Origin of the sequence: Aerococcus sp. UBA6277, from assembly GCF_002440555.1 — a bacterium.
Classification (GTDB): domain Bacteria; phylum Bacillota; class Bacilli; order Lactobacillales; family Aerococcaceae; genus Aerococcus.
Genome location: NZ_DJUR01000004.1, coordinates 30,995 through 54,217, shown reverse-complemented (window position 1 = coordinate 54,217; position 23,223 = coordinate 30,995). Strand labels below are relative to the sequence as shown.

The following is a 23,223-nucleotide window of genomic DNA, read 5'->3' as shown; positions in this document are numbered from 1 at the left end:
CCTCACTCATCGACCGGCAAAAGTGGAGAGTGGGGTGTTTTTTATTTTATTCTAAATTATCAATAGCATATTGAGCTTCTTCATCAGAAAAACCTTCGTAAATTAATTGGTCATAAAGTCTTGAATCAGACATTGATGCATATTCATCATAGCTTTCAGCACTCATAAGAGCTTGTTCCTTCCAGTCAACTATAATATTATCCATAGCGTAGTCGATGGCATCTTGTGGAAATTCTTCATACTCCAATTGTTCACGTAAGCGAGAAGATGAAAATCCTGAATAGTCTAAATAATCATTTGCTGTAGAAAGGGCATTTCTTTGCTCCCTGGTAATAGATACTATGCTTTCAGAACTTTCTTCAGATGAATAGCTATACTCTTCTTCTTTTGGTGCCTCAGAGGTTGATACACTTGTAGTATCATTATCTGAAGAAGAGTGAACTTTACTTGTCACACTCTCAGATTCTTCATCAACTATAATTTTTTTAGTGCTTTCTTTACTTGTCCGGTAATTCTCGTTAGCTTTTTTCCCGATTTGTGTTTTATCAAAACTAGATGATTCTGATTCATTATAATTTTCTTGACTACACGCCCCCAACAGCATAACTGATAAACCCAATAAAACGATTTTCTTCATAGCATTACCCCCTAAATTATATCTTTGATAAAAAACATTCTAATCGCATCAACTACAACATTCACTGGTAAGCCAAAATCTTCAGCTATTTCATAATCATGAACAGGTTCGTTAGACATCTGATATTTTTTCAATCGATCTATAGAAATTAATTGCTCGTAGCTCCACAGCCTAGCCTTATATTCTTCTTTCATGTCTGAATAATCAACGATATCACCAATAGTCATGTAATAATGCCCAACTTCTTCCATGACAGTAGCCACTTTATCTTCATAAGATATATTGTCATTAATATAAATTGTTTCATTATCTATATATCCATATAGTTTTGGAGGCATATCGTTTTTAAAAATAAATTCGAACTCATCATACTTTGACATGATTGCTTCTAATTCGTTCAATTAATCACAACCTTTTCGATTTTATATAATTGATATAATTTAAAATCTCCTCCATTTCTTCGGGAGTTACATCATCAGCAATATGTGCTGCTAGAACATTAGGATGTTTCGTATTTTCTTCCCTTCCTAATAATTCATCAATTGACACTCCAAAGAAATCTGCTACTGACTGAACTTTATCAATCCCCGGATTAGTTGTATCCCATTTACGAATACTACCTTGGCTAAGGTTGAGTTTCCTTTCTAACTCGGCAATAGTCATACCTTTAGCTATAGCTAATTCCTTTATATTTGCTAGTAAACTCATATATTTCCACTCCTATTTTCTAGCTCATGAAAAATAAAATGGAAAATATTCCAATTAAGTGTTGACGTATGGAAAATAATCAATTATACTCATTTCATAAGCAAGATATTTAAGCATATAAAAAGCAACTTATTTAATAAACAAAGTCCGCCAAGACAGCCATTAAACATACGTTTACTTTTTATGCTTATTTCCTATGCTTATATAATAGGATATTTTCCATTGTGTGTCAATGGGATTAGAAAATTACTGTGGAAAATAATCAACGGAAAGGAGTTAGAAGGAATGTCATTCGAAAAAGAAGTAAAAATTGCACTAATTAAGAAAGATTGGTCGCAAGCTAGATTAGCTAAGGAGATGGGGATTTCTCCAGCTTATTTAGGCGAGTTGCTAAAAGGGTCCCGAGAGACTCCAAGTCGTATAGATCAAATTAAAGAAATTTTGAAAGAAGAATTGGAGGAGAAATAGATGACTATGGAAATGCCTGAATTCTATAACGTCAAAGACATCATGAAAATATTTGGATGTAGTCAAGCTCACGCTTATAAAATCATCAAATCACTGAATGATGAATTAGCAGCAAAAGGCAAAATCACAATACGTGGAAAAGTAAATAAGAAGTATCTAGAGGAGAGGATTTAGGATGAAAAAGACAATAAAAACACTCGCACTAATCACAGTTACTGTTGCAGCAGTTAAAGCTTTCGAGCGAGTGAATAAAGGAAATATACGCAATTTGAAAACGACTGTCAAAATCGCCGATCTAGATGAATATAAAGCGCTTTTGAAATCATTAGAAGCCTAATTGCTTAGTAATCCATAATTTAGCAGCTTTACCCTTCATATCTTCCCATGAAGAGAAACTGGTATGTGCTTCGATAAACTCATCTAATTCTGATTCATCAATGGATTCCATTTTTGTAAAGTCAAAACCACTTTCATTTACGAATTCAAGTATGGAATCAAATTCAGTGTATTTCCACATGAATTGTTGGTTAAAGAGATCTTCAAAAGGCACTTGGTTATCACCGGATATTTTATCAGCATCTTCACTTAACTGATTTAAGCGTTTCTCGAAGTCATTGTTCCATTTCATTTTAAAACTCATAATCTCACCTCGTTTCCATGTGTAGGATAGATAAAACATCCAGGGCGAAGGCGTTTTATCCTCGGGTAAAGTATATCAGCTTTTATCCACAGATACAATATATAGTTGTGGATAAAAAAGGAGGTTGATTCAATAGTGTTATTAAAAGACAAACTACAACATATAGTTGATATAAAAGGTATCAATCCATACCAATTATCCCAGATGATGGGAGTCAGTCCCACACAAGTGCATAAAATTCTTACGGGGAAATCTAAGGATATGAAATTAAGTACAGCATTCAAGTTAGCAGACGCATTAGGCGTAAATATTAACGAATTTAGAGAGGATGAAGAAAATGAATCACGATAGTAAGAAGTTTCTATATTGGTCATTCGTGACAGTTGCATATTTCATTGGTTGGGTATCGGCTATTGAATTTAACTTCAACGGTTTCATTACAACACTACTATTTTGGGCTTTAGTTGGAAATGCTTATAAAACCTATCAATATGCTAAGACAGCTGACCTATTCATATGGGTTGAGGAGGACTGCGAGTGAAAAAATCACCAATAGACATCATCGAAGAGAACCGTCGATGGCAGATTCAAAAGGCTATCAACGATTACGACGGTACTAATTTAAGAGAACACTTAGATGATATTAAACGCATTAATGATTATTACGACAACCTAATTATCGACCAGCGCTATGTCGATAAATGGAAAAATTATTCGTAAAAAAAGCCGTCAGGGCTATGACGACTTATTACTACACATATAAAGGAGTATATCATGACAGTGAAAATTAATAAATTAGAAATTGAAAATACAAAACGTGTGAAGGCTGTAATGCTTGAGCCGTCAGCGAGCGGATTAACGGTTTTGGGTGGCAGAAATAACCAAGGTAAATCATCTGTACTAGATGCCATTGCATGGGCCTTAGGTGGTAATCGTAAGCGTCCTAGCCAAGCTAATCGTGAAGGTAGTATGTCTGACCCATATCTAAAAGTAGAGCTATCAAACGGGCTAATTGTCGAGCGTAAGGGTAAAAACTCAGATTTAAAAGTGACTGATCCATCAGGTGATAAAGCGGGTCAAAACTTACTAGATAGTTTCGTATCGGAGTTGGCCATCGATTTACCAAAGTTTATGGAGTCAACTGCAAAAGAAAAGGCTGACACACTGCTGCAGATTATCGGTGTCGGTGACCAGTTAGCACAACTCGAAAAAGAGGAGCAAGAAAAGGCTAATCAGCGCTTATATACGGGACAAGAAGCACGATCTAAGCGAGCTCATGCGAATGAATTACCAGAGTATCCAGATGCTCCTAATGACTATATCAAGGCTTCTGATTTGGTTAACCAGCAACAAGAAATTCTAGCGCGCAATGGGGCTAACCAACAGAAACGAAACCAAGCAAAACAATTGGCTGACCAATATGAGAACCAAAAATATTTGATTACACAAAAAGAAAATGAATTAGCACGTATCCAACAAGAGCTATCAGATATGAAAGCTAAACATACAGAAACGGCTACCGATTTGGAAAATGCGAATAAAACTGCAGCGCAATTACAAGATGAGTCTACGGCAGAAATTGAAGCAAGTATCGCTGAAATCGAAACGATTAACGACAAAGTCCGTACGAACGCTGAAAAGGCAATGGCTGAAGATGAAGCATTGCGATTAGAAAATCAATATAAAGACTTGAACCAAGATATTGAAGATATTCGTCAAAGCAAGATGGAGCTTTTAAACAATGCTAACTTACCACTGCCTGGTCTATCAGTCGTGGATAGCGAGATCACTTATCAAGGTCAAAAATGGGATAACATGTCCGGTTCACAACAGTTGATTGTAGCAGTGTCTATTGTGCGCAAATTAAACCCGGAATGTGGTTTTGTGCTCATCGATAAGCTGGAGCAAATGGATATCGAGACAATGCAAGAGTTCGGTCAATGGTTAGAACAAGAGCAACTGCAAGCTATTGCCACACGAGTTTCTGGTGGAGAAGAATGCACGATTATAATCCAAGACGGGATGGTAGTAGACGATAATCCTACCCCAGTAGCTGAGGTGCCGACACAGGATACAAATACATGGAAAGGTGGATTTTAATGAATTTTGAAATTACAAGTGGTGTTAAAACCGAAGCGTTGAAGGTGGTAGCATATGGACCCGAGGGGGTGGGTAAATCATCATTTGCTGCACAATTTCCTGACCCGCTATTTATTGATACTGAAGAATCTACAACGCATATGAATGTAAATCGATTACCTAATCCGACATCATTCACAATGTTAATGGAAGAACTAGACTTTGTTATTCAAAACAAGCCATGCGCTACGCTGATTGTTGACACAGCGGATTGGGCGCAGACACTAGCAGAAAATCAGGTACTAGCTGAAAACAATTGGAAGTCGATTGAATCACCTGGTTACGGTGCGGGCTATGTTGCCGTTCGTGAAAAGTGGACCAAGTTTCTAGACAAGTTATCGGACGTTAGAGAGCAAGGTATCAACGTAGTGTTAACGGCTCACTCTGAAATTAAAAAGTTTGAGGACCCAACAGACTTAGGCGCATATGATCGTTATGAGTTGAAACTATCTAAGCGTTCTAACGGCCATATTGCTGGTGTAACAAAGGAATGGGCAGATATGGTGTTATTCCTTAACTATGACGTAACGGTTGTTAAACGTGAAGGTATGGGCAACAAGTATGCAGCACAAGGTGGTCAACGCAAAATCTATACGGAACATTCACCACAATACGATGCGAAAAATCGCTTCGGTTTAGCACCAAGCCTACCTTTAGACTACAGCTCAATTGCACATGTCGTACCTAATTTAAACCAGGGAAACATGGCACAACAACAAGTACCAACAGAACCTGTTACACAGCCTACGCAACAACCTGTAGCACCTACTCAAACAGAATCGACACCAGATCCATTTGCAAGTCAAGCTATTCAGCAAACACCGGAGCAAGTAGCAGCGGTCAACGAACAAGTAGATAATGCATTCGGTATTCAACATCACCAAGCTTTACCAAAAGAGTTGACAGATTTAATGGATGCGAATGATGTTTCTGACGATGAGATTCGTGGTGTTATGGGTATACGGGGGCATTTCCCAATCAACACACCGTTTGAAAACATTGCTAATTCAACACCCGAATACTTTACTGGAGGGCTTGCAAGCAACTGGGACGGCGTGATGGATGTTGTTCATCAAATCAGAGCTAATCCACAAATGCTAACAGATTTGTTTGCTAAAGTGAATGACTCGAATCCGTCTGAAACAGTAGCAAATATGGATATCAAAGTAGGTGGTTAATATGCGAATGCCTTATAAGGAAGTTTCAGATAAAAGGTTAAGTAGCGTAGACAATCGCACAGCTAGTGCAAATAAAGAAACCGACAGTGTTCAAGAAGATAACGCATTTATGAATAAGTTAATGCGAATACGTTTTGAACAATTCAATCTAAGTGAAATTAAGAGAATATGGATCATTGCACAATCAGGAATTACATTCAGAAAACAGATAGATAAAGCTATTGCTAAATGCCTAATTAAAGGCGACATAGAACTATATGACAAATTAATTCAAATCAAAAAAGGAGAGTTTTAATTATGACAAACAACCACTTCGAAGGCGCATTATCTTGGGATAGCCAAATTACAAAAGAATCATCATTTACGCTGCTAGATCCTGGTGAGTATGAATTCAAAGTAGAAAAGATGGAACGAGGACAATATCAGCCGTCTGAAAAATCATCTATTCGTGACGTGTCACCACAGGCTGAATTACATATCAAGATTTTTGGTGGAGAACAAGGGAATACAACAGTCATCGAACGTTTGATTTTACACACTAAAACTGAATTTAAGATTTCAGAATTCTTTATCGCAATCGGACAAAAACAACCAGGCCAACCTTTAACACCTAATTGGAATTATGTAGTAGGCGCTACTGGACGCTGTGAAATTGAAGTTAATGAATATACCAAGAAAGATGGTAATCAAAGTAAGAACAACCGTATTACGCGATTCTTAGAGCCATCTCAACAACCACCACAGGCTGGGTGGACACCACAACACCAAGAGACTGTACAACAACCAACACAACAAACACCATCACAACAACAACCACAAAGTGGCAATCAAGGATTCCAATTTTAGGAGGACTGGAAATGACAGACGAAGAACCAACAAGCATTTCCAATTTACTGGCAACTTACTAAAATGGCGGAGAAAACGGAAAGTAGGAGAATTAACGATGCGTGATATTAAATTCAGAGCTTGGGATAAGAAGAAGAACGATTGGTTTGATGATGATAGGGGAGATTTGTACATTGAGCTAAACGGAAATATCAATTTTGGTTGGAATGGTGAAGTTATGGATGATTACACCGACAGAATTATTCTAATGCAATACACAGGCTTAAAAGACAAGAATGGCGTTGAGATTTATGATGGCGATTTTCTGATGGCTGGTGACGCTTATCTGGGTGTCATTAAATACCATTCGACAAGGGCGCAATTTATCGGGAAAAACATCGGTGAGACATTTCAAGAAGATGAATACGACACATTATACACAAAAAATGGCAGATTTAATTCTGCGAAAGTCATCGGAAACATTTATGAAAACATAGAGTTATTGGAGGGCTAACTATGAACATCCAAGAAAGAATTGAAGCTTTAGAAACAGAATTTGCCGAGAAGATTGAAGCATTGAAAGTTGAAGCGCAGCAGGAAGAAGAGTTTCCACAATATGGTGATGAGTATTGGTACATTAGTCTATCCGGATCCATTCTGTGTGAAGATTGGGTAGGGGTCCCTTCCGAAAAGCGTGTACTTGAAGTTGGCAATGTTTACAAAACCAAAGAAGAAGCAGAGTTCGCAGCAGAAAAACTAAGAGTTGAAGCAGAATTACGGAAGTTAGGCAAGCATTTTGAAAATGGTAAAAGTAATATTGAATTTTACTATGACCATGAGTTCGACGGTATCATGTTTAATTCCATGAAATCTTCTCAAACCCAAGGAGCTATCTACTTTGAAAGTGAAGAAAAAGCCCAACAAGCAATCGAGTCAGTCGGGAAAGAACGTATCAAGAAATACCTATTCGGAGTGGAGGACTAAATGAAACTTAGAGATTACCAAGAAGAATCCGTTAAGCGGATATTTCAAGAATGGGATGTTGGCCACAAGAAAACGTTGCTAGTATTGCCAACTGGTACAGGGAAAACAATCGTATTTAGTAAGGTCGCAGAAGAAGCGGTTAGACAGGGTAAGCGCGTGCTTATCCTGGCACACCGTGGCGAATTATTAAATCAAGCAGCAGATAAAATTGAGAAATCAACAGGGTTATCAGTGTCTAAAGAAAAGGCGGAAGAAACGTCTATTGGATCATGGACACGGATTACAGTCGGTAGTGTGCAGTCTATGGCGCAGGCTAAGCGGTTAAGTCGATTTAGTCCAGAGCACTTTGATGTCATTATTGTGGACGAAGCACATCACACTTTGTCATCAACTTATCAGACCGTATTAAAGCATTTTGAAACGGCGAATGTGCTAGGTGTGACAGCCACACCAGACCGTGGTGATATGCAGAACTTAGGACAGTTGTTTGATTCATTGGCTTATGAATACACATTACCTAAGGCTATTAAATCAGGCTACTTAACACCGATTAAGGCTTTAACGTTACCAATACATTTAGACCTAAATGGTGTCAAACAAACGGCAGGGGACTTCAATGCTACTCAAGTTGGTCATGTATTAGACCCTTATCTTGAAGTCATTGCCGATGAAATGGTAGAACATGCCAAGGATAGAAAGTCAGTTGTGTTTCTGCCTTTAGTTAAGACTAGTCAAAAGTTTACTGAGCTGTTGAACGCTAAAGGTTTTAAAGCTGCAGAAGTTAACGGTAATTCAAAAGATCGTGATGAAGTTTTAAAAGATTTTGACGATGGTAAATACAACGTCTTATGTAATTCAATGCTTTTGACAGAAGGTTGGGATAGTCCAGCAGTTGATTGCGTTGTAGTTCTTAGACCAACTAAAGTACGTAGTTTATACAGTCAAATGGTTGGGCGTGGGACACGTTTATATTCAGGTAAGTCAGAACTATTATTACTAGACTTCTTATGGCACACAGACCGACATGAGCTAGTACACCCGGCACATTTAATCGCTGAAGATGTAGAAGTGGCCAAAAGGGCAACAGAGAAGATTGAAGAATCAGATGAACCTGTCAACATTGAAGATATCATTGAAGAAGCTGCTGAAGACGTTACGAACGAGCGTGAAGAAGCATTAGCAAAACAATTAGAGAAATTACGGACCAAGAAGAAACGTCTAGTAGACCCGATTCAGTTTGAAATGCAGATTCAAGACAAAGACTTACAGAATTACGTTCCAATGTTTGGCCAAGAATTAGATCCACCAACTAAAGAACAACTGAATCAAATAGAAAAAGCCGGGATTGACCCGACTTCGATTGATTCTAAAGGTAAAGCTGATGAATTACTTAAACGTGTCAATTACCGTAATCAACAAGATTTATCAACACCTAAACAGATTAGGCAACTTGAACAGCGTGGTTATCAAAATGTGGCCAATTGGAAGTTTGACCAAGCTAAAGTTTTAATAGATCAAATCGCTGCAAACAAATGGCGTAGTATTCACTCAAAGGCACAGGCAGAAGTATATCAGCCTAGTTAGGAGAACAAATGAAAAAATATAAAGATATCGCAAGACTACAGACTTCTCCAGAAAATGTGGAAATTAAAGAAGTCATTGAAATTAGTTTTAGAGTTGGAGATGGAACTGAATCAAATCCTATTCGGTACACAAAACAATATTGGGACCTTGAAGGTAATTTACTTTTTGAAAAAGATTTTATTGATTAGAGTTAGCATCTCTTCCTTCGATGCCTCTAAGTTTATTTTCAGGGATTAAACTGTATATTTCGTCTATCTCTCTATCTCTAGTAATTTGATCTTCAACTATAATGTTAATCAATTTTAATAATGTATGAGCAATTTCCTTGTCGTCTGATATATCAATTTGTCCAGGATGTACACCTTCATTCCCAATAACTCTAACTGCATCTAAAGCTCTTTGGATTCTAGATGATAAACCATTACGTACTAAATTACCAATCATGTCGTTTAATGATCCTTTTCCTGCATTTAAATGTTTTGATGCAAGAGTTTCAATGGCTAACCTGGATAAAGCGGCAGATGCTCTCGGCGAAATTTCTAAAATTAAAGATGCTTCCTGGTATATTTTCTTAACGTCATCAGGCATATCGATATTTGCAGGTTCAATGTTCTTTGCATTTCTAGGATATAAAAGATCTTCTTCAGATGAATGGAAAATATCTTTAATTAACCAAATAGAAACGTTTCTACATGAATCACAATCAGACATTACAATCCCATATTTTAAATGATTGTGCTTGAACTGTTCTACCAAATTATAGTCAGCTGCTGAAAAAACATTGCAGTGAGGACAAACAAATCCATTAGTAGTACCACTAATTTGTATGTTGAATTCCTTAAAAATCTTTTCCAAATTATTTCACTCCTTCAAATTTAGTTAATCAAATTATATCAGTTTTATCAGAAAGTAGGTGATACCTTGTCGAAATTTAATTTATTAGATCCATTAAACCAAATTGACCCAGCAAGCTTATCATACCAGGAATGGGTTGATGTAGGTATGGCATTAAAAGCAGAGGGCTACACAGCACACGACTGGGAAGAATGGTCAGCCAGTGATAGCCGACACAAATCTGGAGAATGCTACATCAAATGGGATACGTTCCAAGATACAGGTATTACAGGAGCGACAATTACGCAGATGGCCAAAGACCATGGCTGGCAATCAAAACGCAGCAATTTACAAGGTGGTGCATTGTCGTGGGATTCAGTCATTTCAGATGAATTACGCATTGTAGACGACGCTTGGATTGAAGATAAAGAAGTACATGAGCCAGTTAATTGGAAGCCACACGAAGAAGTCATACGCTACATTAATACCTTATTTGATTCCAATGATTACGTTGGATATGTGACGAGTACATACGAAACAGGCGATGGTAAGCATTTACCAAGTAAAGGTATCTACTCAAAGACTGCCGGTCAAATTATTGAAGATATCAAGAAATATGGTGACGACTTAGGTGCAGCATTGGGTGACACAGATCCTGAAGCAGGCGCTTGGGTTCGATTCAATCCATTAGACGGTGAAGGTGTAAAGAATGATAACGTTACAGATTTTAGATATGCCTTAGTTGAATCAGACAATACTGAAATTGCCCGTCAAAACTCATTGTTACGTGAACTAGAATTACCAATCGCCATGCTAGTACATAGTGGTGGTCGTTCCTTACACGCAATCGTAAGAATAGACGCTAACTCCTTGCCTCAGTATAAAGAGCGTGTAAATCATCTATACGCGGTTTGTCAGCGTAATGGTTTAGAGGTAGATACACAGAACAAGAACCCAAGTCGGTTAAGTCGATTACCCGGTATCATGCGTAACGGTAAGAAACAATTCATTGTAGATACCAATATCGGTAAACCGTCATATGAAGAATGGTCAGAATGGATTGAAGAAGTTAACGACGATTTACCGGACCCAGCTCCTTTATCTGATGTATGGGATAACATGCCTGAAAAAGCACCAGAGCTAATCCAAGGTGTGTTACGTCAAGGACACAAACTATTGTTTGCTGGTCCATCTAAAGCGGGTAAGTCATTTGCTTTAATCGAGTTGGCCATAGCAATTGCTGAAGGCACTCGTTGGTTAGGTTGGCAATGTACACAAGGGCGTGTACTGTACGTCAACTTAGAATTGGACGACGCCAGTGGTTATCATCGATTCAAAGACGTATATACCGCATTAGGTTTACAACCGTATAATATCCAAAATATCGATATTTGGAACTTACGTGGTAAGACTGCACCACTTGATAAATTAGCACCGAAGCTGATTAGACGTGCGGAAAAGAAAGGCTATATCGCCGTCATCATTGACCCAATTTACAAGGTTTTAACAGGGGATGAAAACTCAGCCGAGGATATGGCAGCTTTTACCAATCAGTTTGACAAAATCGCCACAGCATTAAAAACTGCAGTAATCTATGCTCATCATCATTCAAAAGGTGCACAAGGTGGTAAACATTCTATGGATCGTGCTAGTGGTTCTGGCGTATTCGCACGAGACCCAGACGCAATCTTGGACCTTATCGAGTTAGACGTTAACGAAGGCATCCGGAATCAACAAGCAGACAGAGCAGTGTGTGATGAAATCGTACGTTGGTTCAAGCAATATAACCCAGGATACTTTGATACATGGGTCAGTCGCGATGATCAATTAAGCGTAGTCGCCATGGATAATCATGCAAAACAAGGCCTTAAAGATTACCAACAACAGTTAGCTATAGCTACATTAGAAGCTGGCCAACGCGCTAAAAAGAAATCGGCTTGGCGAGTTGAAGGTACATTGCGTGAGTTTGAAAAGTTCGCACCCGTTGATATGTGGTTTGAATATCCAACACATAATGTAGACGACAGTGGAATCCTTAAACAAGTACAGCCAGAATCTGAAAAGGCTCCTTGGCAGAAAGCAGGACCGAAAGCAAATAAGGATAAAAAAGAAGAACGCAAACGGCAGCGGATGGAATCATTAGAAGTAACATTTGATGAGTTAGCGGAAGACGGAAAAATATCTGTTGAAGATCTAGCTGAAGGTTTAGGATTGAAAGATAGAGCAACTAGAGATCGTGTAAAAGAACACCCAGACTTTGAAATTGAACAAGGACTGGTTGTTGAAATTGGTAATGCATAATTGCAAAAGTTGGAACAAATGCAAAATGCAAAACACTAATTGCAGTTGTTGCAGTATTGCAAAAGCTCCATGAGTTGCAACTTAATTGCAGTGCAAAAGTTGGAACAAATGCAATGCCACCGCAGTGCAAAAGTTGGAACAAATGCAAAATGCAACTTTTACTGCAAACCGTTGGGGCACAAGGAGTTGCACCGTTGCAGTGCAGAGGTAACTCTTTACAGAGTTATAGGGGATGTTCTGCAACCTGAAGTCGTACGGTAGGATGGCATGTAATGTTTGCCATCCCCTACCCACTTCACGCAAGCGACTAGCGCATAAAAAAAATATATTAAAATTTTGGAGGCAGAAAAATGACAAATGATATTTATATCTACACAGGTAAACAGCTGCTTTGGGAACTGTATCAAAAGTTTATGTCGTTTGATGATATCGTTTGGAGAACATTCTTAGATGATTATGACGAGTTTGGTAATTTTAAAGATATCGAAGCAGACAGACTATATGTTGTGAATTCAGAATTAGAAATTTTAAGAGAAGCACATATTGAGGATTTAACTTTTCAAGAAGTTTTAAAAGCATTTCAAGATGCTGCTCCTTATTGGCGTAATGAATGGTTAATGGAATTGCGTAAAAGATTTGGTAATCAGGAGGTGTAGCAGGATGGGAATTGAAATTACAAAGGGATCACTTTATGTGGCCAAAATTAAAGGTTCTGATTTATTAGAGCAGGATATGTTCTGGTATGTGTATGTTTATCAAGGTGAGGTATTCCTTGACATCGGTTCATACGGTGAAGTTTTAGATAATATATATAGTTTGACTATAAAAGAATGGAGTAAATTAGGTGTAGATAAAACCAACGCTGATTTCGAGGAGGTCTAACTATGTGGGGATTAATATTATTTACTTTCTTACTAGGTGGCGGATGGATTGCATTAATGATTTGTTTTGCTCATGCCTTTAAAACTGTCGTCAAATATGAAGATACAGACATTAAAGAAATGGAAGAGCACCGACAAAGTATAAAAGATATTAAATAATGAGGTGATTAAATGCTAGAGTTTTTTATGCCAATGAAGAATCCACCAACGACTACACATCAACAGAAACAAGTAACAATCATAAAGGGCAAACCAGTATTCTATGAACCAGATTCACTGAAAGCTGCAAGAGCACAATTGACGAATCACCTAACGCCTTGCGTACCTGATGAACCGTTTAACTCAGCAGTACAATGCACAGTGAAGTGGCTATTCCCAACAACTAAACATAAAGACGGGTCGTGGAAAACTACTAAACCAGATACGCACAATATGAATAAGTTGTTATTCGATGTGATGACTGATTTAGAATTTTGGAAAGACGATGCACTAGTTGTTAGCGAACACATTCAAAAGTTTTGGGTCAACGGATCAGTGCCAGGGATCTACATCCGAATTGAAGAGGTATAGGGCATGAGACAGTTTTACATGGATTTAGCTGATTGGGTAGAGTCAGTGAATCTAAAGAGTCAAACACTTAGTGAGAGTGATTACTGGGATTACGTCATCATGTCGTGTGGAGAGCTATCCAGGAAGTATGATGAAAACCCATTAGTCGTTTGCGTGCTGTCAGCTCACTTGGATTTCTTAGATAAAAATCAGAAGGGTAGGTAAAGGATGAGCGAAAGTAAACATAAGTATTTCCTGCAGCAATTAGGATTTTTAAATGCTGAGATCAATGCACTACAAGAAGAACATGATTCAATTAAGAGTGCGTTTATTAAGTCAACAGACTATACTACCGAAAGAGTTGATTCTTCAAAAACTAATCCGAATGAAATGAAACTAATTAGATTAACTGAAAAGTCTGATTTAATTGACGAGAAGATAGATGAATTAGTTACCTTGAAGATTAAAGCGAGTGAATTATTTGATCTTATAGATAATCAGAAGTTTAGAATTATACTTAGAGAACATTATATCAACGGTAAAGATTTAAAGGAGATAGCAGATATCTTGCATTATGGGGAACGTCATACGCAAAGGCTACATGGTTATGCTTTACTAGAGTTTGAGAAAGTATATAACAAAGTAATTGTAGAAGTTATTTAAAACATGTCGTCTAATGTCGGGTCATGTCGTGTGATGTCGCTTCAAAATGTAGTATATTGTAGATGTACCAATTGGTTAACGACGACATTCCATTTGTACATCTTGGTAATACCTCCTTTAAAATGTGGGCGCTGAGTAGATAAGCTACCTAGACAGTTGCAAGGCTGTCCAGCGCTTTAGCAAGCGTAATCACTCACACATATTATTAAGCAATGATTCACACTTGCAACAGGCACTCATTAGAGTGTCTTTTTTATTAAAAAGAAAAGGTGATGGATATGAACACAGTAAATAATAAGGAGCGTGATCCAGTATCTTGGATTGACTGACATGCAGTCAAGCGTTAGCTAAAGTGCAAAGGAGTTGTGATAACTATTCTAGATACTTCAACTAAGAAAGCTAGACGAATATTCTATACAAGTTCTGATTGGCGAATGATGAGAGCTTATATATTAGAGCGCGATAACTATGAATGCCAGTGGTGTAAAAGAGATGGTAAGGTCACTAGTCAATTAGACTCAGTCCTTGAAGTAGATCATATCAAAGAGCTGAAAGACTATCCTGAACTTGCACTTGATGAATCTAATTTAAGAACACTGTGTAAAGATTGCCATAACAAAAGGCATGAACGCTTCAATTATCGCGAAAAAAAGAAAAATATAAAATGGAACGATGAATTTTGGTAAGGGATACCCCCGGTCGAAAAGGTTGATACAAAGCCTTTCTGGGGAACCGGTGGGAAGGGTCTTTTGCACGGACGTAACCGTTTCTAGCACCCCTATCCCCCGCCATATTAACGTTTGAAGAAAGGAGGTTGAGTATGGTTGGAATTGAATATTAACACACGGATTAAACGACTAAGAAATGAACATAAACTAACTCAAAAAGAGTTGGCTGAATCAGCAAATATTTCTGAATCTTACTATCGAAAAATTGAAACAGGCAACAATTCACCTAGTATAGAAACATTAAATAACATCGCTAAAGCATTAGATGTTTCCTTACTTTATTTAATCAATGACCGTATAGAAGAAATGGAAAATCGTTCTGAAATTGAAGAACTAAGATTACGCGAAATTTTCAAAAATATACCAAAAGAGCAACTAGATATTGCTGAAGGTTTAATCATTCAAGCTGCTCGACTGCGTATCCTTTTGGATGACAATTGGAAGGATATTTTGGAGAATGGAGAGTATGAGCGATTTAGACAATCAAAAGACCAAATTCCATACGACCGAAAACGTCCGATTGTTGAAAATTATGATAATCGAGATAAAACTTATAAAGATATTATCAAGCAGCTAACTGAATTATTGCCAAAGGAAGCTAAAAGTTCAGCGAGAGAAAACTTGTTGGGTGGTTAGCCTATGTTGCATACAGAACATGTTGATTTTTATTTGGAACTATTTCAAGAAGGTTATTTGGTATTCAATGAAAAACGGATTCAGTTAGTTGAGTGGTTAAAAAGAGATATCTTATCCAAGGATAATGAGTATTATTTTGATGACCAGCAAATTGAAGATTATATTAATTTTAGTGAGCGATGGTACTATCCCTTAGATGATTGGGAAAAGTTCCTCGCTTCTTTTGTTTTCTTTTATAAGCGTTCTAATGATACACCAGTATTTAGAATATTCATCTTGGTTATGGGTCGTGGTGCTGGTAAGAATGGTTTTATATCAACAATGGCTCATTTCTTGGCATCAAGTTTGCATGGAATTGAAGAATATGATGTATCGATTGTGGCCAACTCGGAACATCAAGCAAAAACTTCCTTTGAAGAAATTTATAACAAAATAATCAAAGATCCTAGATTGTCAGCAGTTAATACTCGTGACACTACTTTTGAAGATGAGCCTATTGGCGAATTTGAACCTTGGAAAAGCAAGATTATTAGTCAAGAAACACAATCTAAAATTATGTACCACACATCAAATGCTAAAACAAAAGATGGTGGCCGTGAAGGTGCGTTGATATTCGATGAGTTCCACGAATATGAGAATTCAGAATTAGTAAAAGTGTTTACTGGTGGTCTTGGCAAGAAACCAAACCCAAGACAATTTTTCATTGGTACGAAAGGATTCATTAGAGAGGGCTATTTCGATATGCTCTATGATCGTGCAACGAATATTTTAAATGGTGATGCACCATTTAATGGCCATTTTCCATTTATTTGTGAGTTGGATGATATAAAAGAGATGGATAGTCCAGATTTATGGGAGAAAGCTAATCCTACTCTACAGAAACCATTAACAGGACGTGCGGAACGATTATTTCAAACGATGGAAGATGAGTATGCAGACTTAACCTATGAGCCATCTGGACGACCTATGTTTGTTACAAAACGAATGAACGTAATTGAAGGTGACTCTGAACATAGCGTTGCTAGTCGAGAAGAGTTACTAGCAACTAACCGACCATTTTTTGATTTAGACGGATTAAAACCTATTGGATCACTAGATTATGGATCTGTAAGAGATTTTGCAGCATGTGGACTTTTATTTAAAAAAGGAGAAGAGTATGCATTCAAAACACATTCATTCGCTATTAAACATTTTGTTGATGTTCATTATGGTTATTCAAATTCAGCCAATTCCTTGGGTGGAAGCAAGAAAGCCCCCATAAAAGCTTGGGAAAAACAAGGACTCATGTCAGTTATTGATGAACCATCTCTTGATCCAATGCATATAGTGGAGTGGTTTGTAAATGCTAGAGAAAAATATGGCGTTGAAAGAATTGTGGCCGATAACTTTAAGTTGGATATATTAAGGCCTTTACTTGAAAAGGAAGGTTTTGAGGTCGATTTAATTAAACGTCCGCAATCTATTCATCCGCTGGTTGCACCAAGAATTGAAGATGGATTCGCAAATAATAAAATCATATTCGAAGATAATCCTCTGATGCGTTGGTACACCAATAACGTGTATGTAAAAGAAACATCTAACGGTAAAATTTTTGATAAAAAAGAAGAAGTGAAGCGTAAAACTGATGGATTCCAAGCGCTAGTTCATGCAATGTATCGTGCGAATGAATTGGACGACCAGACTGATTTAGATGAATTTTTCGATATGGTTAGCCAATTACAATATTAGAAAGGAGGGAAATTTTGGGACTATGGGAATCAATTAAGAATCGAATAAATAAAGTAGAATTGATTGGTTATGAGTATCCGATTGATGATCACACGAAGCGTGTTTATTTAAAACAAACATCCATTGATAAAGTCGTGAATTATGTTGCAAGAACAATGTCTACTGCTAAATTCATTATCAAGACACCGGATGATAAAGACAACAATTTTATAAAAGATTGGGAATATAAGCTAAATGTGCGACCTAATCGAAATCAAAATGCTACAGAATTTTGGCAAAAGGTATTCTATAAATTACTTTACGATAATGAAGTCCTAATTATTATATCTGATGATGACCAAATACTAATTGCGGATTCATTTGTTAAAGATGATTCTATAAGTCTATATGACTATCGATTCACTGATGTGGTTGTTGGTCAATATACCTATAAGAGACCATTTATTCGTTCTGAAGTTCTATATCTAAAATATGGTAATGAGCAACTATCTAAAATGATTGATGGTCTTTTTGAAGATTATGCGGACTTATTTAATTCATTATTAAAGTCAGTTTGGCGTAACGGTCAAGTCCGTGGTTCTGTTTCTATTAACAAAACCGGTACTTTTGCAGATGCTAAAGAACGGACGGATCAGGTCCAAAGTTATTTGAATAATATGTTCAAAATTTTTGATACTAAAGAAACAGCCTATGTTATGACACCAAATGGCATGAGTATTGAAGAATTCTCTAATAGGGGTAATTCAAGTAATATACCTTTTAGCGATTTAAATAGTGCGCGTTATGCAATGACTGCTGAAGTTGCTGAATTAGTCGGAATACCATCAAATTTAGTGTTTGGAGATAAACTAGAGTTAGATCAAAATAAAAAGTTGTATAAAGAAAATGTAGTTAATCCGCTGATTAAAATGCTTACCGATGAGATGAATGGGTTAATGATATCTCAATCAGATTATCAAAAGGGATTACGATTAACTATTTCAAACGTATTGACTACAGATGTTTTTGAGTTATCTACTCAGATTGATAAGTTGGTAGCTTCAGGAGTCTTTAGTCCTAATGACATTCTAGAAGAACTAGGACGTGATAAAGTGGATGACCCTATGATGGATAAACACTATATCACGAAAAATTATACTGAATATCAGAACACTGAAAGGGGTGAGGATATAAGTGAAGAAAATTAAAGTACACGGTACAATTGTAACTAATGATAATAAATGGATTTATGATTTATTTGATATGGATTCAACTAGTCCTAAAGATATTTCTGATGCGTTGGCTGAAACAACTGAAGATGTGACGATTGAAATTAATTCCTATGGAGGTTATGTTGATGCAGGTAATCAGATTTATTCAGATTTGAAAAATTACCCAGGGAATGTAACCGTAGAGGTATTAATGGCTGGTTCTGCAGCATCAGTTATTGCGATGGCTGGAGATAAAGTACGAATGGCACCTATTGGACGTATTATGATTCATAATGCTTCAGTTGGCGCGCAAGGCGACTATCATGCAATGGATGCAGCTAGCGAAGCATTACAAATGGCTAACTCAGCAATTGCAAATGCATATGTTGGTAAGTCTGGAATTGCTAAAGAAGAAGCGTTAGCTTTGATGAATAAAGAAACGTGGATGGATGCTGATAAAGCATTAGAATACGGATTTGTTGATGAAGTAATTGAATACACTGAATCGACACCAGTATTTGAACTTGTAGCGAATGGATTAACGAATGGTATTATCCCTCAAAACGTGATTGATAAAGTTCGGAATGATAAACAGCTACCAATGGCTAGTGTTCAAGTAAACACTGATGAAATTGTGGACAAGATTTATGAAAAGCTAAAAGCTGATTTTGATGTTGAAATTGAAAATAACAAGGAAGAGGAACCCAAAGCTACTACTAGTTTTGAACGGTTCCTTTTTTAGTACACCAAATTAAAGGAGAGAAAAATAAATGTTTAAATTAAAATCTATGACAAACTTCGCTTCTAAACGTGAAGAGTTTATTAACGCAGTAAAAGAAGGTGCTGACCAAGAAGCACAAGGTGACGCTTATTTAAATATGATTAATGCATTAGCTGAAGATGTAATGGATGAAGCTAAGAAAGAAGTTAATCTTCAAGTTGACCAAGCTGCAAACATCAATAAAGCTAAAATGAGCAAAGAAACTTATCAATTCTTCAATGAAATCAATACAGAGGTTGGTTATAAAGAAGAAAAATTATTACCAGAAACAACAATTGATGAAATCTTCGAAGATTTAACAACTGAACATCCATTACTAGATGCAATCGGCTTAAAATCCGCTGGTATTCGCTTGAAATTCTTACGTTCTGAAACGTCTGGCCAAGCAGTTTGGGGTAAAGTGTTCGATGAAATCAAAGGTCAGTTAGATGCAGCGTTCAGCGACGAAGTAGCAATTCAAAACAAATTAACAGCATTTGTTGTTGTTCCAAAAGACTTGACTGATTTATCTGTTAACTGGATTGAACGTTTTGTTCGCTTGCAAATCATTGAAGCATTTGCAGTTGCTTTAGAAGCAGCATTCCTATCTGGTGATGGTAATGATAAACCAATTGGTTTAAACCGTGATATCGATAATGGTACTGTATCTGGTGGCGTGACGACTTATCCAGTTAAAACAGCTCAAGGGACTTTATCATTTGCCGATACAGATTCAATCATCCAAGAATTCAAAGATATTAAGAAGCACCACTCTACTAAATCTAATGGACAAGCAATTAATACTGCAGGTCAATTATACCTAGTAGTTTCTTCAGAAGATAAAGCAGATATCGAAGCGAAATTTACTATCTTAAATGCAAATGGTGTTTATGTAAATGCAGTGCCATTTAACATCAATATTGTTGAATCTGTTTTCCAAGAAAAAGGTACGGCAGTATCATTTGTTAAATCTCGTTACGATGCGTACATCGGTGGCGGTATCACTTTGCGTAAATTTGACCAAACATTCGCTTTGGAAGATTTAGACTTATACACCGCTAAACAATTTGCGTATGGTAAAGCAAAAGATGGTAAAGCAACTGCGGTTTGGACATTAGCTGAACCAGCAACTTTACCAGAAGGGTAAGGTGAAATAGATGGCTAAATTTAAAGTATTAAAAGATTTTAAGGATATTAAAAACGGTAAAGTTTATACCAAAAATGATGAAATCGAGATGACGGTTAAACGTTCTACGGAAGTAGCTGAAAACTTAGACGATACTTTCTTAGAGCGATTGGATGAACCAAAAACTGAAAAGTAGGTGATGAATATGGTTGATACGCCATTACTAGAAAGTTTTAAAACTTACATGCGTATATTCCATTCCGCTGAAGATGACTATTTAATGGACTTACTTAGCGCATCAGAGCTCGATATTTTGGCTCTGGTGGGCGGTAGTCTTTCGGATAGGGAAGTAAAGGAACTTGTATTTAATCGTGCTAGGTACGCTTATACAGGTAATCTAGAGTTCTTTTACGAGAACTTTCAATCACGTATTTTCGATTTATCGCTCAGACTAAACGGTGAGGAGCTGACGAATGATGAATCGACAATATAAAAAGCCAGTGACAGATATCGGGGAGTTACGTACACCAGTAAGTTTCTATGAATCAAAAACGAGTGGTCCAGAACCTAATCAAACTGAACTAACTAAATTGTTTTATTGCTATGCAGAAGTATACAACCCATCGATGAAGGACTTGGAAATTATGCATAGTACGAGTGTGAAACAGGGTATCACGATTAAAATTCGAGACCCGTTAACTGACTATCAACCACAATCTCATCATGTAGTTATTATCGATGATTTTAGGTATAAAAACATGAAGTGGAATATCACTGATATTCGTCCGGATGTTCAAAATAGTGAGTTCATTACGGTTCTGCTTGGAGCGGATGCGTAATGGACTTTAATTTTGAAATCAAAGGTGCTGATGAAATTGTTGCTAATTTAGAAAAGCAATTTTCTGAACGGCGTGTCTCAAGTATCGTCAATAAAGCTATTAATACTGCAGCAGATGAATATACTGAAGGGTTAGCGAAGGCAATTAGTTCATACAAGGATACAGGGGCTACAGTTGAGGAGACAACTCATGGTAGAGCGACTAAAAACTCTAGCGGTAGACATATTGCTAAGGTTGGTTGGCGTGGTCCAATGCAAAGGTATAAGTTAATTCATTTAAACGAATTTGGCTATGTTCGTCATGGACGTTCGTACAGTCCTCGTGGAATGGGTGTAATCCAAGGGTATATTGATGGTTCAAGAAATCAATTCTTGTCAAATATGCGTGAAAATTTAAGTGAGTTGGTGAAATAGATGTTAGATATGCTGGATATCATTTATGATGAATTGAATTATGATGAGATTATACAAGAACAAGTTAAAGGGCGTATACGCTATTACACGTACAACGAGAATGATGAAATGGTAACACCATTTATCATCATCACACCATTCTCAACACCAATCCCAGCAGTCTATGGATCTAACCAAGAGTTGGCAATAGAAATGACTTATCAGTTGAGTGTTGAAGGTGGCAATCGCAAACAAGTTAAAGAACTTGCTTATCAAATTAAAAATATAATGTGGAATTTAGGTTTTGGTCAACTGGAATTTGGATTGGATGAGTATTTAGACGATGTTCAACGATTTGTTGATGTCAGAAGATACCGTAAAGTGACTAATTTATACGAAACGAATTATTAAAGGAGAGATAAAATGACATTAGTAGGATTTAAACGTGCTACCATCGGTATTTTTGGATCAGATGGTACAGTAACTGAAAAAATTATTGTTGAAGGTAAGGCTGAAGAAGGTGCAACTACCACAGCAGAAATTACAGGATTATCTAAAGAAGCAACTCGAGTGTACGGTTCAGATATTGCTTACTACGTATCGCAACGTGGTACTGGTGATGTCTCAGTCAACTTAGGATTATTAGATTTACCGGATGCAGCAAATGATAAAATTTTAGGTTATAAAACTTCAACTGAAGGTATTTCATATATCGGTAACGATACTGAAGCGCCTTATGTAGCGATTATGCTTGAATCAGGAAACTTACAAGGAGAAAAAGCGATGCTAGGTTTCTTCAAAGGTAAAATCTCAAAAGAATCAATCACATTAAATACATTGAACAATGAAGCATTTACGCCTGAGGCCGAAACTTATGTATTCAGCGCGATTGAAGATACTAAAGAAGGCGAATCATTTGGTCAAGTAGTTGGTAAATATGTGGGGGATGCGCAAGAATCAATCACAAAACTGGAAAACCAAGTGTTCCCAACGTTACCAGAAGGATAATTTTACAACAGTTAACGGCTACTTCCATATGGAGTAGCCTATTTTTTTGGAGGTTAAAAATATGGCAAAAGAATTACGATTAGAATTAAAAGATGAAAAAGGCAACATTAATACATTTATTCAGAAAGATATTCCAATGCGAAAATTATTTGAATGGATGGAAATTGAAAAGGCGATTGAAGAGGGCGAAATTAAACAAGGCTTAGACGTGATTGTTAAAAAAGTTGAATTTGTCGCTGGTCTATTTGATGACGAACGTGTGACACCAGAAGCTTTATTAGATGGACTAGATGCTCGTGATTTCCAAGAAGCGATTCAACAAAAAATTTGGGTAGTTCTGGGTATTGATCTTGACCCAAAAAAAGAGGAGGCGGCGGAAAAATAACCGCTAAAGAGGCTTTAGATAATCTCTACAGCTTAGTTAG

Annotated in this window: 39 protein-coding genes; 34 read left to right on the top strand and 5 right to left on the bottom strand. The window is 36.9% G+C overall.

All coding sequences use genetic code 11. From position 1 onward, the window contains the following. Nucleotides 1-46: 46 nt before the first annotated feature. Genes B2V22_RS01015 through B2V22_RS01005 form a run of 3 tightly spaced genes read right to left on the bottom strand, consistent with a single transcriptional unit; the run spans nt 47 to nt 1,345 of the window. A complete protein-coding gene (locus tag B2V22_RS01015; RefSeq protein WP_290489919.1) occupies nt 47-637 on the bottom strand; it encodes an Ltp family lipoprotein in 591 nt (196 codons plus the stop codon). 11 nt (nt 638-648) lie between these two features. After that, the gene (locus B2V22_RS01010; protein ID WP_290489918.1) at nt 649-1,038 is read right to left on the bottom strand and encodes an ImmA/IrrE family metallo-endopeptidase; all 390 of its coding nucleotides are present in this window, start codon (nt 1,036-1,038) and stop codon (nt 649-651) included. A gap of 4 nt (nt 1,039-1,042) precedes the next feature. Further along, a complete protein-coding gene (locus tag B2V22_RS01005; RefSeq protein ID WP_290489917.1) occupies nt 1,043-1,345 on the bottom strand; it encodes a helix-turn-helix domain-containing protein in 303 nt (100 codons plus the stop codon). Nucleotides 1,346-1,630: 285 nt separating this feature from the next. Here B2V22_RS01005 and B2V22_RS01000 point away from each other — a divergent pair, with 285 nt between their 5' ends. The 3 genes from B2V22_RS01000 to B2V22_RS00990 are packed head-to-tail and all read left to right on the top strand — an operon-like array spanning nt 1,631 to nt 2,150. Then, nucleotides 1,631-1,813 (top strand): helix-turn-helix domain-containing protein, encoded by a 183-nt coding sequence (locus B2V22_RS01000; protein WP_290489916.1) that lies wholly within the window; start codon nt 1,631-1,633, stop codon nt 1,811-1,813. Beyond that, nucleotides 1,814-1,987: a transcriptional regulator gene (locus B2V22_RS00995; RefSeq protein WP_349680096.1), complete on the top strand. Its 174-nt coding sequence runs from the start codon at nt 1,814-1,816 to the stop codon at nt 1,985-1,987. A 1-nt stretch (nt 1,988) separates the two neighbouring features. After that, nucleotides 1,989-2,150 (top strand): hypothetical protein, encoded by a 162-nt coding sequence (locus B2V22_RS00990; protein WP_290489915.1) that lies wholly within the window; start codon nt 1,989-1,991, stop codon nt 2,148-2,150. Here the strand turns inward: B2V22_RS00990 and B2V22_RS00985 are convergent. Continuing rightward, a complete protein-coding gene (locus B2V22_RS00985) occupies nt 2,139-2,453 on the bottom strand; it encodes a hypothetical protein (RefSeq protein ID WP_290489914.1) in 315 nt (104 codons plus the stop codon). The genes B2V22_RS00990 and B2V22_RS00985 overlap by 12 nt on opposite strands. Nucleotides 2,454-2,588: 135 nt before the next feature. Here B2V22_RS00985 and B2V22_RS00980 point away from each other — a divergent pair, with 135 nt between their 5' ends. The 11 genes from B2V22_RS00980 to B2V22_RS00930 all read left to right on the top strand — a co-directional run bounded on the left by B2V22_RS00980 (nt 2,589) and on the right by B2V22_RS00930 (nt 9,351). Beyond that, nucleotides 2,589-2,804, top strand: coding sequence for a helix-turn-helix domain-containing protein (locus B2V22_RS00980; protein WP_290489913.1), 216 nt, complete (start codon nt 2,589-2,591; stop codon nt 2,802-2,804). After that, nucleotides 2,791-2,994: a hypothetical protein gene (locus tag B2V22_RS00975; RefSeq protein ID WP_290489912.1), complete on the top strand. Its 204-nt coding sequence runs from the start codon at nt 2,791-2,793 to the stop codon at nt 2,992-2,994. The genes B2V22_RS00980 and B2V22_RS00975 overlap by 14 nt, the downstream gene beginning before the upstream one ends. Further along, complete coding sequence (locus B2V22_RS00970; protein ID WP_290489911.1) at nt 2,991-3,173, top strand: hypothetical protein; 183 nt, start codon at nt 2,991-2,993, stop codon at nt 3,171-3,173. The genes B2V22_RS00975 and B2V22_RS00970 overlap by 4 nt, the downstream gene beginning before the upstream one ends. A gap of 54 nt (nt 3,174-3,227) precedes the next feature. Beyond that, complete coding sequence (locus tag B2V22_RS00965) at nt 3,228-4,553, top strand: AAA family ATPase (RefSeq protein ID WP_290489910.1); 1,326 nt, start codon at nt 3,228-3,230, stop codon at nt 4,551-4,553. Then, a complete protein-coding gene (locus B2V22_RS00960; protein WP_290489909.1) occupies nt 4,553-5,770 on the top strand; it encodes an ATP-binding protein in 1,218 nt (405 codons plus the stop codon). Before B2V22_RS00965 ends, B2V22_RS00960 begins: the two co-directional genes overlap by 1 nt. Nucleotide 5,771: 1 nt before the next feature. After that, the gene (locus tag B2V22_RS00955; RefSeq protein ID WP_290489908.1) at nt 5,772-6,065 is read left to right on the top strand and encodes a hypothetical protein; all 294 of its coding nucleotides are present in this window, start codon (nt 5,772-5,774) and stop codon (nt 6,063-6,065) included. 2 nt (nt 6,066-6,067) lie between these two features. Further along, entirely contained in the window at nt 6,068-6,616 is a 549-nt protein-coding gene (locus B2V22_RS00950) for a hypothetical protein (RefSeq protein ID WP_290489907.1), read from the top strand. 97 nt (nt 6,617-6,713) lie between these two features. Further along, on the top strand, nt 6,714-7,109 hold the full coding sequence (locus tag B2V22_RS00945; RefSeq protein ID WP_290489906.1) for a YopX family protein: 396 nt from the start codon (nt 6,714-6,716) through the stop codon (nt 7,107-7,109). 2 nt (nt 7,110-7,111) lie between these two features. Further along, nucleotides 7,112-7,579, top strand: coding sequence for a hypothetical protein (locus B2V22_RS00940; RefSeq protein WP_290489905.1), 468 nt, complete (start codon nt 7,112-7,114; stop codon nt 7,577-7,579). Beyond that, nucleotides 7,580-9,163, top strand: a complete 1,584-nt coding sequence (locus B2V22_RS00935; RefSeq protein WP_290489904.1) for a DEAD/DEAH box helicase — start codon at nt 7,580-7,582, stop codon at nt 9,161-9,163. A gap of 8 nt (nt 9,164-9,171) precedes the next feature. Then, nucleotides 9,172-9,351 (top strand): hypothetical protein, encoded by a 180-nt coding sequence (locus tag B2V22_RS00930; protein WP_290489903.1) that lies wholly within the window; start codon nt 9,172-9,174, stop codon nt 9,349-9,351. Here the strand turns inward: B2V22_RS00930 and B2V22_RS00925 are convergent. Then, complete coding sequence (locus B2V22_RS00925) at nt 9,341-10,018, bottom strand: DUF4145 domain-containing protein (protein WP_290489902.1); 678 nt, start codon at nt 10,016-10,018, stop codon at nt 9,341-9,343. The genes B2V22_RS00930 and B2V22_RS00925 overlap by 11 nt on opposite strands. 66 nt (nt 10,019-10,084) lie before the next feature. Here B2V22_RS00925 and B2V22_RS00920 point away from each other — a divergent pair, with 66 nt between their 5' ends. From B2V22_RS00920 to gpG, 20 genes are all read left to right on the top strand, one after another. Continuing rightward, entirely contained in the window at nt 10,085-12,298 is a 2,214-nt protein-coding gene (locus B2V22_RS00920; protein WP_290489901.1) for an AAA family ATPase, read from the top strand. Between the two features lie 350 nt (nt 12,299-12,648). Further along, nucleotides 12,649-12,954 (top strand): hypothetical protein, encoded by a 306-nt coding sequence (locus tag B2V22_RS00915; RefSeq protein ID WP_290489900.1) that lies wholly within the window; start codon nt 12,649-12,651, stop codon nt 12,952-12,954. 4 nt (nt 12,955-12,958) lie between these two features. Further along, nucleotides 12,959-13,180: a hypothetical protein gene (locus B2V22_RS00910; protein ID WP_290489899.1), complete on the top strand. Its 222-nt coding sequence runs from the start codon at nt 12,959-12,961 to the stop codon at nt 13,178-13,180. Between the two features lie 2 nt (nt 13,181-13,182). Continuing rightward, nucleotides 13,183-13,338 carry a hypothetical protein gene (locus tag B2V22_RS00905; protein ID WP_290489898.1) on the top strand — a complete coding sequence of 52 codons (156 nt, stop codon included), beginning with the start codon at nt 13,183-13,185 and terminating at the stop codon, nt 13,336-13,338. 12 nt (nt 13,339-13,350) lie between these two features. After that, nucleotides 13,351-13,749 (top strand): RusA family crossover junction endodeoxyribonuclease, encoded by a 399-nt coding sequence (locus B2V22_RS00900; RefSeq protein WP_290489897.1) that lies wholly within the window; start codon nt 13,351-13,353, stop codon nt 13,747-13,749. Between the two features lie 3 nt (nt 13,750-13,752). Further along, complete coding sequence (locus B2V22_RS00895; RefSeq protein WP_290489896.1) at nt 13,753-13,953, top strand: hypothetical protein; 201 nt, start codon at nt 13,753-13,755, stop codon at nt 13,951-13,953. 3 nt (nt 13,954-13,956) lie between these two features. Next, nucleotides 13,957-14,391 carry a hypothetical protein gene (locus B2V22_RS00890; RefSeq protein ID WP_259799364.1) on the top strand — a complete coding sequence of 145 codons (435 nt, stop codon included), beginning with the start codon at nt 13,957-13,959 and terminating at the stop codon, nt 14,389-14,391. A gap of 374 nt (nt 14,392-14,765) precedes the next feature. Continuing rightward, nucleotides 14,766-15,077 (top strand): HNH endonuclease, encoded by a 312-nt coding sequence (locus tag B2V22_RS00885; RefSeq protein WP_290489954.1) that lies wholly within the window; start codon nt 14,766-14,768, stop codon nt 15,075-15,077. A gap of 138 nt (nt 15,078-15,215) precedes the next feature. Further along, nucleotides 15,216-15,755: a helix-turn-helix domain-containing protein gene (locus B2V22_RS00880; RefSeq protein ID WP_290489895.1), complete on the top strand. Its 540-nt coding sequence runs from the start codon at nt 15,216-15,218 to the stop codon at nt 15,753-15,755. Between the two features lie 3 nt (nt 15,756-15,758). Beyond that, a complete protein-coding gene (locus B2V22_RS00875; RefSeq protein WP_290489894.1) occupies nt 15,759-17,483 on the top strand; it encodes a terminase TerL endonuclease subunit in 1,725 nt (574 codons plus the stop codon). 14 nt (nt 17,484-17,497) lie between these two features. Next, nucleotides 17,498-18,670 carry a phage portal protein gene (locus B2V22_RS00870; protein ID WP_290489893.1) on the top strand — a complete coding sequence of 391 codons (1,173 nt, stop codon included), beginning with the start codon at nt 17,498-17,500 and terminating at the stop codon, nt 18,668-18,670. After that, nucleotides 18,657-19,415 carry a head maturation protease, ClpP-related gene (locus B2V22_RS00865; RefSeq protein WP_290489892.1) on the top strand — a complete coding sequence of 253 codons (759 nt, stop codon included), beginning with the start codon at nt 18,657-18,659 and terminating at the stop codon, nt 19,413-19,415. The genes B2V22_RS00870 and B2V22_RS00865 overlap by 14 nt, the downstream gene beginning before the upstream one ends. A gap of 28 nt (nt 19,416-19,443) precedes the next feature. Beyond that, nucleotides 19,444-20,580 carry a phage major capsid protein gene (locus B2V22_RS00860; RefSeq protein ID WP_290489891.1) on the top strand — a complete coding sequence of 379 codons (1,137 nt, stop codon included), beginning with the start codon at nt 19,444-19,446 and terminating at the stop codon, nt 20,578-20,580. Between the two features lie 10 nt (nt 20,581-20,590). After that, on the top strand, nt 20,591-20,755 hold the full coding sequence (locus B2V22_RS00855) for a hypothetical protein (RefSeq protein ID WP_181463274.1): 165 nt from the start codon (nt 20,591-20,593) through the stop codon (nt 20,753-20,755). 9 nt (nt 20,756-20,764) lie between these two features. After that, nucleotides 20,765-21,052, top strand: coding sequence for a head-tail connector protein (locus tag B2V22_RS00850; RefSeq protein WP_290489890.1), 288 nt, complete (start codon nt 20,765-20,767; stop codon nt 21,050-21,052). Further along, a complete protein-coding gene (locus B2V22_RS00845; RefSeq protein ID WP_290489889.1) occupies nt 21,033-21,398 on the top strand; it encodes a phage head-tail adapter protein in 366 nt (121 codons plus the stop codon). The genes B2V22_RS00850 and B2V22_RS00845 overlap by 20 nt, the downstream gene beginning before the upstream one ends. After that, the gene (locus B2V22_RS00840; protein WP_111856905.1) at nt 21,398-21,811 is read left to right on the top strand and encodes a hypothetical protein; all 414 of its coding nucleotides are present in this window, start codon (nt 21,398-21,400) and stop codon (nt 21,809-21,811) included. The genes B2V22_RS00845 and B2V22_RS00840 overlap by 1 nt, the downstream gene beginning before the upstream one ends. Beyond that, on the top strand, nt 21,812-22,201 hold the full coding sequence (locus B2V22_RS00835) for a hypothetical protein (protein ID WP_290489888.1): 390 nt from the start codon (nt 21,812-21,814) through the stop codon (nt 22,199-22,201). 12 nt (nt 22,202-22,213) lie between these two features. Beyond that, entirely contained in the window at nt 22,214-22,798 is a 585-nt protein-coding gene (locus B2V22_RS00830) for a major tail protein (RefSeq protein ID WP_290489887.1), read from the top strand. 61 nt (nt 22,799-22,859) lie between these two features. Then, nucleotides 22,860-23,183: a phage tail assembly chaperone G gene (gpG, locus tag B2V22_RS00825; protein WP_290489886.1), complete on the top strand. Its 324-nt coding sequence runs from the start codon at nt 22,860-22,862 to the stop codon at nt 23,181-23,183. Nucleotides 23,184-23,223 lie beyond the last annotated feature (40 nt).

Coding starts and splice junctions, on each gene's coding strand:
- B2V22_RS00830 (WP_290489887.1), top strand. CDS start 22,214: ATGACATTAGTAGGATTTAAACGTGCTACCATCGGTATTTTTGGATCA.
- B2V22_RS00950 (WP_290489907.1), top strand. CDS start 6,068: ATGACAAACAACCACTTCGAAGGCGCATTATCTTGGGATAGCCAAATT.
- B2V22_RS00895 (WP_290489896.1), top strand. CDS start 13,753: ATGAGACAGTTTTACATGGATTTAGCTGATTGGGTAGAGTCAGTGAAT.
- B2V22_RS00935 (WP_290489904.1), top strand. CDS start 7,580: ATGAAACTTAGAGATTACCAAGAAGAATCCGTTAAGCGGATATTTCAA.
- B2V22_RS01005 (WP_290489917.1), bottom strand. CDS start 1,345: ATGAGTTTACTAGCAAATATAAAGGAATTAGCTATAGCTAAAGGTATG.
- B2V22_RS00910 (WP_290489899.1), top strand. CDS start 12,959: ATGGGAATTGAAATTACAAAGGGATCACTTTATGTGGCCAAAATTAAA.
- B2V22_RS00835 (WP_290489888.1), top strand. CDS start 21,812: ATGTTAGATATGCTGGATATCATTTATGATGAATTGAATTATGATGAG.
- B2V22_RS00840 (WP_111856905.1), top strand. CDS start 21,398: ATGGACTTTAATTTTGAAATCAAAGGTGCTGATGAAATTGTTGCTAAT.
- B2V22_RS00915 (WP_290489900.1), top strand. CDS start 12,649: ATGACAAATGATATTTATATCTACACAGGTAAACAGCTGCTTTGGGAA.
- gpG (WP_290489886.1), top strand. CDS start 22,860: ATGGCAAAAGAATTACGATTAGAATTAAAAGATGAAAAAGGCAACATT.
- B2V22_RS01015 (WP_290489919.1), bottom strand. CDS start 637: ATGAAGAAAATCGTTTTATTGGGTTTATCAGTTATGCTGTTGGGGGCG.
- B2V22_RS00890 (WP_259799364.1), top strand. CDS start 13,957: ATGAGCGAAAGTAAACATAAGTATTTCCTGCAGCAATTAGGATTTTTA.
- B2V22_RS00930 (WP_290489903.1), top strand. CDS start 9,172: ATGAAAAAATATAAAGATATCGCAAGACTACAGACTTCTCCAGAAAAT.
- B2V22_RS01000 (WP_290489916.1), top strand. CDS start 1,631: ATGTCATTCGAAAAAGAAGTAAAAATTGCACTAATTAAGAAAGATTGG.
- B2V22_RS00985 (WP_290489914.1), bottom strand. CDS start 2,453: ATGAGTTTTAAAATGAAATGGAACAATGACTTCGAGAAACGCTTAAAT.
- B2V22_RS00960 (WP_290489909.1), top strand. CDS start 4,553: ATGAATTTTGAAATTACAAGTGGTGTTAAAACCGAAGCGTTGAAGGTG.
- B2V22_RS00965 (WP_290489910.1), top strand. CDS start 3,228: ATGACAGTGAAAATTAATAAATTAGAAATTGAAAATACAAAACGTGTG.
- B2V22_RS00850 (WP_290489890.1), top strand. CDS start 20,765: ATGGTTGATACGCCATTACTAGAAAGTTTTAAAACTTACATGCGTATA.
- B2V22_RS00945 (WP_290489906.1), top strand. CDS start 6,714: ATGCGTGATATTAAATTCAGAGCTTGGGATAAGAAGAAGAACGATTGG.
- B2V22_RS00990 (WP_290489915.1), top strand. CDS start 1,989: ATGAAAAAGACAATAAAAACACTCGCACTAATCACAGTTACTGTTGCA.
- B2V22_RS00995 (WP_349680096.1), top strand. CDS start 1,814: ATGACTATGGAAATGCCTGAATTCTATAACGTCAAAGACATCATGAAA.
- B2V22_RS00860 (WP_290489891.1), top strand. CDS start 19,444: ATGTTTAAATTAAAATCTATGACAAACTTCGCTTCTAAACGTGAAGAG.
- B2V22_RS00845 (WP_290489889.1), top strand. CDS start 21,033: ATGATGAATCGACAATATAAAAAGCCAGTGACAGATATCGGGGAGTTA.
- B2V22_RS00855 (WP_181463274.1), top strand. CDS start 20,591: ATGGCTAAATTTAAAGTATTAAAAGATTTTAAGGATATTAAAAACGGT.
- B2V22_RS00955 (WP_290489908.1), top strand. CDS start 5,772: ATGCGAATGCCTTATAAGGAAGTTTCAGATAAAAGGTTAAGTAGCGTA.
- B2V22_RS00975 (WP_290489912.1), top strand. CDS start 2,791: ATGAATCACGATAGTAAGAAGTTTCTATATTGGTCATTCGTGACAGTT.
- B2V22_RS00900 (WP_290489897.1), top strand. CDS start 13,351: ATGCTAGAGTTTTTTATGCCAATGAAGAATCCACCAACGACTACACAT.
- B2V22_RS00875 (WP_290489894.1), top strand. CDS start 15,759: ATGTTGCATACAGAACATGTTGATTTTTATTTGGAACTATTTCAAGAA.
- B2V22_RS00940 (WP_290489905.1), top strand. CDS start 7,112: ATGAACATCCAAGAAAGAATTGAAGCTTTAGAAACAGAATTTGCCGAG.
- B2V22_RS00905 (WP_290489898.1), top strand. CDS start 13,183: ATGTGGGGATTAATATTATTTACTTTCTTACTAGGTGGCGGATGGATT.